The sequence below is a fragment of the Micromonospora sp. NPDC048935 genome (genome assembly GCF_043197875.1).
GTDB lineage: Bacteria > Actinomycetota > Actinomycetes > Mycobacteriales > Micromonosporaceae > Micromonospora.
Map to the genome: position 1 here is coordinate 778,299 of NZ_JBICTZ010000001.1, position 7,975 is coordinate 786,273.

The 7,975-nt window shown below is 72.7% G+C and carries 7 protein-coding genes; 1 reads left to right on the top strand and 6 read right to left on the bottom strand.

From position 1 onward, the window contains the following. Positions 1-130: 130 nt before the first annotated feature. The 6 genes from ACGFIW_RS04035 to ACGFIW_RS04060 all read right to left on the bottom strand — a co-directional run bounded on the left by ACGFIW_RS04035 (position 131) and on the right by ACGFIW_RS04060 (position 7,395). The gene (locus tag ACGFIW_RS04035; RefSeq protein ID WP_393310808.1) at positions 131-691 is read right to left on the bottom strand and encodes a hypothetical protein; all 561 of its coding nucleotides are present in this window, start codon (positions 689-691) and stop codon (positions 131-133) included. Positions 692-719: 28 nt separating this feature from the next. After that, entirely contained in the window at positions 720-1,970 is a 1,251-nt protein-coding gene (locus tag ACGFIW_RS04040; RefSeq protein WP_393310809.1) for a S1 family peptidase, read from the bottom strand. A gap of 213 nt (positions 1,971-2,183) precedes the next feature. Beyond that, positions 2,184-4,655, bottom strand: a complete 2,472-nt coding sequence (locus tag ACGFIW_RS04045) for an ABC transporter permease (protein ID WP_393310810.1) — start codon at positions 4,653-4,655, stop codon at positions 2,184-2,186. Continuing rightward, entirely contained in the window at positions 4,652-5,413 is a 762-nt protein-coding gene (locus tag ACGFIW_RS04050) for an ABC transporter ATP-binding protein (RefSeq protein ID WP_393310811.1), read from the bottom strand. The genes ACGFIW_RS04045 and ACGFIW_RS04050 overlap by 4 nt, the downstream gene beginning before the upstream one ends. Positions 5,414-5,524: 111 nt before the next feature. Continuing rightward, positions 5,525-6,181 (bottom strand): response regulator, encoded by a 657-nt coding sequence (locus tag ACGFIW_RS04055; protein ID WP_393237018.1) that lies wholly within the window; start codon positions 6,179-6,181, stop codon positions 5,525-5,527. Then, a complete protein-coding gene (locus ACGFIW_RS04060; RefSeq protein WP_393310812.1) occupies positions 6,169-7,395 on the bottom strand; it encodes a sensor histidine kinase in 1,227 nt (408 codons plus the stop codon). The genes ACGFIW_RS04055 and ACGFIW_RS04060 overlap by 13 nt, the downstream gene beginning before the upstream one ends. A gap of 168 nt (positions 7,396-7,563) precedes the next feature. Between ACGFIW_RS04060 and ACGFIW_RS04065 the strand changes: the two genes are divergently transcribed. Beyond that, positions 7,564-7,794 (top strand): hypothetical protein, encoded by a 231-nt coding sequence (locus ACGFIW_RS04065; protein WP_393310813.1) that lies wholly within the window; start codon positions 7,564-7,566, stop codon positions 7,792-7,794. Positions 7,795-7,975: the final 181 nt, after the last annotated feature.

Here is a 7,975-nt window from a genome sequence, read left to right on the forward strand (position 1 = left end):
GTTCGTCTTGTCGATGTGCCGGTCGTGGCGCGCGGTTCCCCGGTGCCTGCGGGGGGGGGGGGCCCCCCCGCCCCCCCCCCGCGCGGCGCCCCCCCCCCCCCGCCCCCCCCCCCCGCTGTGTTCGATCTGCTCAGGAGCGGAAGAAGGAGCACTGGAAGGCCATGTCGTCCACCCGGACGGCACCGCTGCCACCGAGCAGGGAGATCCGGAAGAACACCTGGGTCGGACCGTTCGCGTAGCTGGCCACGTCATGCCGCCGCCAGGCGGTGTCGGTGATCCGGACGGTGCGCAGCGCGAGGTAGGTCCAGCTCGCCGGATCGATCACCTCGACGTTGAGCACCGCCGGCCCGCTGACCGCCCGGACGAAGAACCCGCCGCCGCAGGTGGTGTTGTGTCCGGCGGTACGCGGCCCCACGGTGAGCATCTTGCCCACCCCGGACCAGCCGCCGGCCGAGGTCGTGAGAATGGCGTTGTTCCAACCGGACCGGGCCGTTCCGGTGCCCAGCTCGTAGGCTCCGCTCCCGGCACCCGAGCGGTGGAACTCCCACACCGCTGCCGGGTTCCCCTCGAACCCGTCGGTGTGCTGCCAGAGGTCCGCCTGGGCGGGGCCGACGGCCACGGTCAGGGCCACCGTCGTCGCCATGACGGCCGCGGCGGTGAGGCGTGCCGCCCTGGTGAATGCGGTTCTCATCCCTGTCTCCTTCGCTCGTCGCCGTTCGTCACGGCGCGCCGTAGATGACGACCTGGTATCCGGTGATCGCCTCTCCCACTGGCTGGTGCCAGGTTTTCGGCGTGGAGTTGCACTGGCTGCCGACCCGGTTGGCGTGCGAGTTCAGCCCGTACGCGGTGTTGCTGGCGAACAGCGGGCCACCGCTGTCGCCGCCGAGGGTGCAGATGTTGGTCTCGACCATCTGGCGTACGGTGCCGCCCGCGCCGTTGACCGTCACGTTGGTCCTGAGCACCGAGCCGCACCGGAATCCGGTGGTCTTGCCCGAGTTGCAGACCGAGAGCCCGCTCACGGCCGTCGCCCAGCCGTGGATGCTGCGGCTGGTGTTGTTCCACAGGTTGATGGTGCCGGTCGCCCAGACCGACGGACCGTTCATCCAGATGAGGCCGTAGTCGTCCTCCGGGTAGTTGCTTTCCAGCGACGGCCCGACGTCCTGGCCGTTGGGCAGTGTCCAGTGCGGGTAGCCCTGGGTGCAGTGGCCGGCCGTGATGATGTAGTTGAAGGTGTAGTCGGTGGCGGTGAAGCCGACCGAGCAGCCTCCCAACGCGTCCGCGCTGGAGATCCCGACGTTCGGCTGGATCTGGCCGGCGGTGGTCTCGAACCGCACCGCCGTGCCGAACCTGCGCGCCACCGAGCTCTGCGCGGCGTTCTTCGCCCCCGACGCCGGCAGGCTCACCACCACCTGGTTGGTCTCCGGGTCCACCCCCCAGGTCGTGTTCGGTTCACTCGGCGCGGCCTCCAGCGCCCGCTGGATCTTCTGGAGTTGCTGTTCGCCACGGGCGACGAGACGCGCCTTCGCGCCAGCGGCGGTCACCTTTTTGGCAGCCGCGGCGTCGGTGACCGTGACGACGAGTTGCCCGTCGGACAGGTACGCGCCGCCCGAGCTGGCCCCCAGCTCGGTGGTCAACTGGTTGGCGAGTCGCACATTGGTGTTCTCGGCGCTGAGCAGCTTCTCGGCGGCATCGCGGCTGATGCCCCGCTGCTCCGCGATTGCCTCGGCCATGTCCGCCGACCCGTCCGTCTGCTTCCGGTCGGCGATGCCGCCGGCGGAAGCCAGCGTTGCCCGGCCCTCGGTGCGGGCCGGATCCGCCGCGCCCCCGGGCCGGGCCGGTCGGTCGACCGGCCCGGCCGCTGCGGCAGTCGGGACGAAGGCCACCGACGCCACGACGGCGAGTGTCGTCGCGAGCAGGGATCTGCGGCGTGGTCCTGTCGTACGCGGGTGGCTGACAACACGATCTGACATGCACCGCTCCCATCACGAGGGGACTGGTCGGCCCGGGTCAGGAGCCGGACGGGCCCGGACCGGACGGCAATCCTCGCAATCGGGCGGGGGCGGTGAGGGGGATGTTGGACGCGGCTGGACGCGGCTGGACGCGATCGACCGTCTGGTGTAGAGGTGACTCAAGCCCACCCGTCATCGACGAGTCCACGGCCGCCGATGTCCGAACCGCGACGCCTACTCCTTCACACCGATGTTGTCGATCGGGGGAGCGCTGAGCAGCCGTCGGACGGGCCACACCGTGGTTGCCAGGGCCAGCAGTGTCGTACCGCCGAGCACCGCCACCCAGCCGAGCGGCGGGACGTACGGGATCGGGCTGCCCGTCAGCCCGTTGACGATCGCGCTCAGGGTCAGCGCCGCGATCGTCGCGCCGATCAGCACCGCGGTGCCGAGCAGCCCGGCCTGTTCGGCCTGGACCATCCTTCGAATCTGCCGGCGGGTGACGCCGACCAGTTGCAGCAACGCCACCTCGCGGCGGCGGGCCAGCGCGGCCATCACCATCGTGGTGGCGGCCGCCAGCGCCGCGTACCCCACCATCACGCCGATCAGCAGCCGGTTCAGCCAGGCGCCGAGCGCCATGTCGGTGCTGAGCAGGCGCGTACGGGTGGCCGCGTCGAGAACCTCGGTGCCCGGTTGCCCCGCCGCCCACGTGGCCAACGCGGTGTCGGCCTGCGGGCCGGCGCGGACCAGGACCTCGTCGTCGGTATTCCCGGCCGTGTGCCCGGCGACCGTCTCGGCAGCCAGCGTGACGTCGCCGAAGCCGAGGCCACGGCCGTAGATCGCGATGACATCCAACGTGACAGGGGTGCCGTCGCCCAGCCAGAGTTCCGCCTGGTCGCCGACGTCCCAGCCGGACGAGGACGCCTGCGTCGCCGACAGGGCGACAGTGCCGTCGCGCAGGTCGGCCAGGTTGCCCTCGCGCACGGCGAGGTCCATCGTCGACGTGATGCCCGCCGGGTCGACCGCCTGCGCGCTGACCGGCTCGATTCCGCCGAGCGCCCGCACCACCACCTGCGTACGGCGCACACCGGTGGCCGCCCGCACCCCGGCCAACTCGCGGATCTGCCGCGCCGCGTCCGCCGGCAGCCCACCCGGAGCGACGAGCACCCGCTCGGCGAGGGTGCCCGCGCTGCTCTGCGTGGTGGTCTGCCGTTCCAGGTTGGTCTGTAGGTACCAGACCGAGCCGCCGAACCCGACCGACAGCACGAGGGCGGTCAGGACTGTCGCCATGCCCTGCGCGTTGGCCCGCAGGTTGGCCGCGGCCAGGTAGCCGCTGACCCGCCACATCCGCGGCAACAACGGTGTGAGCAGGCGTGCCGCGTACGCGTTGATCCTCGGTGCGAGCAGCGCCACCGCGATCACGAACAGGTACAGCATGCCGACCGCGCCGGCCAGTGCCCCGGTCGAGCCGGCGGCACCGAGCGTGAACGCCCCGGAGGTGCCGGCCGCCGCCAGCGTCAGCACACCGGCGATCAGCCGCACCCGACCGCTCCGCCGGGGCTCGACAGCGATCTCGCCGAGCGCCTCGACCGGCTTGATCCCGGTGACCCGGCGCGCGGCGACAAGCGCGGCGAGCACCGCCACGAGGACCGCAGTGCCGACTGCGGCCGGCACCGCGAACAGGCCGCCAGCCATCGGGAAACCGGCCGGCACGAAACCCCGCCCGACCAGCTCGCCGTGCACCCAGCGGGCCGCCAGCAGACCGGCCGGCCCGCCGATCGCGGAGCCGATCAAGGCGAGCAGCGCGGCCTCGGCGACCAACATGCGGCGCACCTGCCCCGGCGTGGCCGCCACCGCGCGTAGTAGAGCCAGGTCACGTCGACGGTGCCGGACGGACAGCCCGATGGTGCCGGCCACCACGAAGACGATCAGCAGGACGACGTACCCCCCGAAAGCCGATCCGACCTCGATCAGCAACGTCCGGGCGGCCTGGTTCTCCGACTGCTCGACGTTCGCACGGTCCTTCCCGGCGTACGTCGTGGCGCCGGCCGCCGACGCGATCTCGCGTACCGCGCCGAGGTCGGCGCCGGGCGCCATCCGCACGCCTATCGCATCCACCCGGCCCGGGTGGGCGGACAACCGGGCGGCCTGCGCGTCGGTGAAGAACACCGCCGCCGAACCGGTCTCGGCGATGCCGCTCACCAGGTACGACCGCCGAACCCCGCCGACGACCAGGTCGACGCGGCCGCCGGGTGCCACGCCGAGACGGGTGTCGACAAGCACCTCGTCGTCGGCCCGTGGCGCGGCACCCGCGGCGATGGGACGACCGGTGAAGGCGTACGTGTCCCAGCCGTGTCCCACGGCAGCGGGTGAGCCGATCGGCACCCCTTCGTCGCCGGTGACGGCCGCGACGCCCGGCACCTGGCGGAGCCGGTCCACCAGGGCCGCGTCCACGGTGCCGCCCTCTGGCAGCGTGACGGTGCTCGTGGTGGTGTCGCCGCCGAACTCCTTGAACGTGTGGCTGACCGTGCGGTTGGCGACGACCACGTCGGCCGTGGCCCAGAGCCGTGGCTCCGCGCGGAAACGCAGCCCGGACTCGACGAGGGTGCCCATCGCCACCAGGATCAGCACGCCGGCGATCAGGGCCAGCAGGGTCGCGACGGCGGGGCCGGTGCGGTGCCGCAGCAGGCGGGCGGCGAGCCCGGTCATCGCAGGACCCGCCGATCCAGCGAGGCCAGGTGCTCGGCGATACCGGTGGCTCCGAGCTGCGGAAGATCGGCGACGATCGCACCGTCGGCCAACACGAGCACGCGGTCCGCGTACGAGGCGGCGATCGGATCGTGGGTCACCATCACCACGGTCAGTCCGTGTTCGTCCACGACCGCGCGAAGCAGCGTCAGCACCTCCGCGGCGGTCCGCGAGTCGAGGGCGCCGGTGGGCTCGTCCGAGAAGATCACCTCGGGGCGGGTGGCCAGCGCCCGGGCGATCGCCACCCGCTGCTGCTGGCCGCCGGACAGCGCCGCCGGCCGGTGGTGCAGTCGGTCGGCGAGACCGACCCGCTCGACCACCCGGGTCAGCCAGGCCCGGTCCGGACGGACGCCGGCCAGGCGCAGGGGCAGCACGATGTTCTCCTCGACGGTGAGCGCGCCGATCAGGTTGAACGCCTGGAAGACGAACCCGATCCGGGTACGACGCAACTCGGTCAGGCGGGTCTCGGATAGCCCGGACAGGTCGGTGCCGCCGATGACCACCCGACCGGAGGTGGGTCGGTCGAGCCCGGCCGCGGTCTGTAGCAGCGTGCTCTTGCCGGAGCCCGAGGGCCCCATCACCGCGGTGAAGGTGCCCCGGTCGAAGTCGACATCGATGCCCGCGAGCGCGGTCACCTGGTTACGGCCGGCGTCGTACACGCGGGTGAGGTGTTCGACGCGTACCGCCGGTTCGATGGTCCGTCCCGGATAATCCGGCATTCTGGTGGCCTCTCTCCGTGTCATCGGCAAGAACTGCGCGCACCAGAAACGCTATTGACGTGCGAGAACGGCGACCATCCCGTGGGCTGCCAGGTCCGGGTACAGCAGGCGCTACCGCCGGTCGCCGTCCAGGTAGCGCAGCACGGCGGTGACCCGGCGGTCGGCATGGTCGTCCGGTGGAAGCTGAAGCTTCGAGAAGATGCTGCGGATGTGCTTGTGCACCGCGCCGTCGGTGACGAACAGCCGCTCGGCGATCGCGCTGTTGCCCAGCCCTTCGGCCATCAGCCCCAGCACCTCACGCTCACGCGGCGACAGCTCGCTCAGCGCCGTGTCCGTGCGGCGGTTGCGGGCGAGCAACTGCGCCACCACCTCCGGGTCGATGACGCTGCCGCCGTCCGCGACGCGGTGCAGCGCGGTGAGGAACTCCTCGACCCGGCCCACCCGCTCCTTCAACAGATAGCCGAGCCCCACGGCACCGACCGAGAAAAGGTCGGTGGCGAACGCCTGCTCCACGTACGCCGACAGGACCAGCACCGCGAGGCCGGGGCGGCGCCGCCGGGCCTCCACCGCGGCCACGATGCCCTCGTCGGTGTGGGTCGGCGGCATCCGTACGTCCACGATCGCGACGTCCGGCGCGTGCTCGTCGACGGCGACCAGGAACTCGCCCGGAGTGCCGGCCGTGGCGACCACGTCCAGATCCTCCGCCCGCAGCAGCAGAGCCAACCCCTCACGCAGCAGCGGGTCGTCCTCGGCGATCACGATCCGCATGGCAGCTCCACGTCCATTCTCGTCGGCCCTCCCGGTGGGCTCGTCAGTGTCATCCGGCCGTCGTACGCCTCGACCCGCCGGCGGATACCGGTGAGCCCCGAGCCACGCGTCTCGTCCGCGTCGCCGTGCCCGTCGTCCTCGACACACACCAGCAGCCGACCGCGCTCGCGGCGCACGGCCACGTCCACCTGGCTCGCACCGCTGTGCCGGACGACGTTCGTCAGCGCCTCGGCCACCACGAAGTACGCGGTGGCCTCGACCGAGGCCGCGCACCGCACCGCCACGTCCACATCGAGTCGGCAGGGCACCACGCAACTGCCGGCCAGGCCCGCCAGCGCGCCGGCGAGACCCCGGTCGTCCAGCACGGGCGGCAGGATCCCGCGCACCACCGTACGCAGCTCGCCGAGTGCCTGTTCCGCAGCGTCCTGCGCCTGCCCGAGGATCTCGTCGGCGCGGTCCGGATTGCGGCGTACGGCCCGCCGCGCGGCACCCAGCAGCACGTTGACCGCGACCAACCGGTTCTGGGTGCCGTCGTGCAGCGACCGCTCGATCCGGCGCAGTTCGACCGCGTGGGCATCCAGCGCCGCGGCGCGGGTGGCGGTCAGCTCTGCCACCCGCAGCGACAGGTCGACACCCGGCGGCGGAGGCAGCAGCAACCGGCCCGGCCACGCCTGGAGACGGGCCAGGGCCGGGCCGCACCAGAGGGCGGCGGCCAGCCAGCCCACCCCGAGCAACCCGACCGCGAGTGCCTCGGACAGTCCGTCGATGCGCCACCAGACGATCCCTGGCGTGCCGGCGTCGGCAGGGATCAGTCGGTAGTACAGCGGGAACGTGACGTACTGCACGGCAGAGAGTGGCAGCACGAGGCCCACAAGCCCGCTCACCAGGCCGATGGGCGAGTGCAGCGCGACCCAGCCCAGCTCCCGGCGTACGAAGGGATCACGCGTCGCCGTCCGCAACCCGGCCGGCACCGGCCCCGGCGTGGGGATCGGCGCGCCCCAGCGGGACAGTCGGGCCCGCTCGCGGTCGGCCACCGAGCGCACCGCCCGCAACGCACCGGGCGCCGCCAGCAGCCCCACCCCGACCAGGCAGGTCACCGCCACGATCACCGCCCAAAGCAGCGCGCCCAGGGCCAGGGTGGCGGTGCCCAGTCCTCCGACGAGGTGCTCCAGGGCGTCGACCGAGGCGCGAACCCGTCCCCGCACGTACGCCATCGACCCACCTCCTCCGCCAACATAGGCCACCGCGGGCCCCGCCCGGCAACGCCCGGCACGGAAGGTACAGCCTGCTGTACCACTGTCGTCGAGCTGGCGGGATCGTCCCCGCCGCGTCGCCTACCTAGCGTTGACGGTGTCGAGGAACGCTCGCCGAAGGAGGCAGTCATGACCGATCCGTACCGCATCGCCGAGGCCCCGGTCGCCGCACCGAAGAAGCCGGGCGGCCTGCTACGCCCGCTGTTGTGGCTGGCGCTCTTCGTCAGCGCGGCGGCCAACGTGGTGCTGTCGACCGCGGCGGACAACCAGTGGATCAGCTCGGCGTTCGGCCTGGTGGCGTTGCTCTGCGCGGTCGCGCTGATCGTCCACCGCCGCCGTAACCGCATCCGGGAGTCGTAGGGACGGCGGGCGATGTCGCAGGTGTCAGGTGGGTGGCAGCAACGGTTGGCGGCCGAAGAGTCCGTCGAGCGAGGGGTGGGGGGGGGGGGGGCCCCCCCCCCCCCCCCCGGGGGGGCCCCCCCGGGGGGGGGGGGCGGGGGGCGGGGGGGGCCCCCCCCCGCCGGGGCGCGGGGGGGGGGGG

Bases quoted from the DNA above. Each gene is read 5' to 3' on its own strand.
- ACGFIW_RS04035 (WP_393310808.1), bottom strand. From the start codon at position 691: ATGAGAACCGCATTCACCAGGGCGGCACGCCTCACCGCCGCGGCCGTC.
- ACGFIW_RS04065 (WP_393310813.1), top strand. From the start codon at position 7,564: ATGACCGATCCGTACCGCATCGCCGAGGCCCCGGTCGCCGCACCGAAG.
- ACGFIW_RS04060 (WP_393310812.1), bottom strand. From the start codon at position 7,395: ATGGCGTACGTGCGGGGACGGGTTCGCGCCTCGGTCGACGCCCTGGAG.
- ACGFIW_RS04055 (WP_393237018.1), bottom strand. From the start codon at position 6,181: ATGCGGATCGTGATCGCCGAGGACGACCCGCTGCTGCGTGAGGGGTTG.
- ACGFIW_RS04040 (WP_393310809.1), bottom strand. From the start codon at position 1,970: ATGTCAGATCGTGTTGTCAGCCACCCGCGTACGACAGGACCACGCCGC.
- ACGFIW_RS04050 (WP_393310811.1), bottom strand. From the start codon at position 5,413: ATGCCGGATTATCCGGGACGGACCATCGAACCGGCGGTACGCGTCGAA.
- ACGFIW_RS04045 (WP_393310810.1), bottom strand. From the start codon at position 4,655: ATGACCGGGCTCGCCGCCCGCCTGCTGCGGCACCGCACCGGCCCCGCC.